General features: G+C 69.4%; 2 protein-coding genes. Both read left to right on the forward strand.

The annotated features are described in order from the left end of the window. Positions 1-367: 367 nt before the first annotated feature. Positions 368-1,351, forward strand: a complete 984-nt coding sequence (gene pseB / locus AB0J68_RS32125) for a UDP-N-acetylglucosamine 4,6-dehydratase (inverting) (RefSeq protein WP_354855104.1) — start codon at positions 368-370, stop codon at positions 1,349-1,351. Then, the coding region (locus AB0J68_RS32130; RefSeq protein ID WP_363942636.1) for a DegT/DnrJ/EryC1/StrS family aminotransferase at positions 1,348-1,489 on the forward strand (142 nt) is incomplete at its 3' end. The genes pseB and AB0J68_RS32130, both read left to right, overlap by 4 nt.

The raw sequence follows: 1,489 nt of genomic DNA on the forward strand, positions 1-1,489 counted from the left end.
GTCTTCCGAGAGCTGCAGTGCCGGATGTGGCGTTAGGGGTGCGCGGGGGTGGGCACGCCTACCGGCCGGTGACGCTCGGGGATGACCCGCTCGCACCGAGGCGGTGCGGATGTCGGGTGAACGCGGGAGACGACGGCGCGCAGAGGCTGCGGGTCGCTCGCGCGGCCACTGTAGCGGCCGTTTCCGGCCTGGTCAGCCCGCTTTCCGGACGGTTGGAAGTGTTCGCCCGCGCGCTGCTCGCCATTCACGACGGCAGGGGCAGCGGTTAACCCGCGAGCGCCGAGGCGTTAACCCGCCGGGGTTAGCGTCTCACCCCGGTCGGCCGGCCGAGGGCCGCCGGTTCATCCACGATCACGGGAGCACCAAATTGAGTGAGTTGAATGGATCGTCCATTCTGATCACCGGGGGAACGGGTTCCTTCGGCAGGACCTTCCTCCGGCACATCCTCACCGAGGCCGACCCCGCCCGGGTGGTGGTCTTCTCCCGCGACGAGCTCAAGCAGTACGAGCTGCGCCAGCAGCTCGGCGACGACCCGCGCCTGCGCTGGTTCATCGGCGACATCCGGGACCGGCACCGCCTCACCCGGGCGATGCACGGCGTGGACCACGTGGTGCACGCCGCCGCGCTCAAGCAGGTGGACACGGCGGAGTACAACCCGTCGGAGTTCATCGCCACCAACATCACCGGCTCGCAGCACGTGGTCGACGCCGCGATCGAGGCCGGCGTCAAGAAGGTCATCGCGCTCTCCACGGACAAGGCGTCCAGCCCGATCAACCTGTACGGCGCCACCAAGCTGGTCGGCGACAAGCTGTTCGTCTCGGCCAACCACTACGCCGCGCACCACCCGACCCGGTTCGCGGTCGTCCGCTACGGCAACGTGGTCGGCAGCCGCGGTTCGGTCGTCCCGCTGTTTCACCGGCTGGCCGCCGAGGGCAAGAGCCTGCCGATCACCGACAAGCGGATGACCCGGTTCTGGATCACCCTGGAGCAGGCCGTCCAGTTCGTCATGGACTCGTTCGACCAGATGCAGGGCGGCGAGCTGTTCGTGCCGCGCATTCCCAGCATGCGCATCCTCGACCTGGTCGAGGCCGTCGCGCCGGACGCCACCACCCACGAGATCGGCATCCGGCCCGGCGAGAAGCTGCACGAGGAGATGATCGCCCCGGACGACAGCCGGCGGACGCTGCGCGCCAAGGACCGTTACATCGTTCAGCCGACCATCGCCGGCTGGGGCTACCAGCCGCCGGTCGACTGCGAGCCCGTGCCGGACGGCTTCGCCTACCAGTCGGACACCAACGACGAGTGGCTCAGCGTGCAGCAGCTACGCGAGATGCTCGGCCTCACCGCATGACAGCGATGCTCCCGTACGGCCGACAGTCCATCAGCGAGGACGACATCGCGGCCGTCGCCGACGTGCTGCGCGGCGACTGGCTCACCACCGGGCCGCAGGTCGACGCGTTCGAGGCCGACCTCGCCAGGTGGACCGGCG

The organism is Micromonospora sp. NPDC049580 (assembly GCF_040675595.1).
GTDB lineage: Bacteria > Actinomycetota > Actinomycetes > Mycobacteriales > Micromonosporaceae > Micromonospora.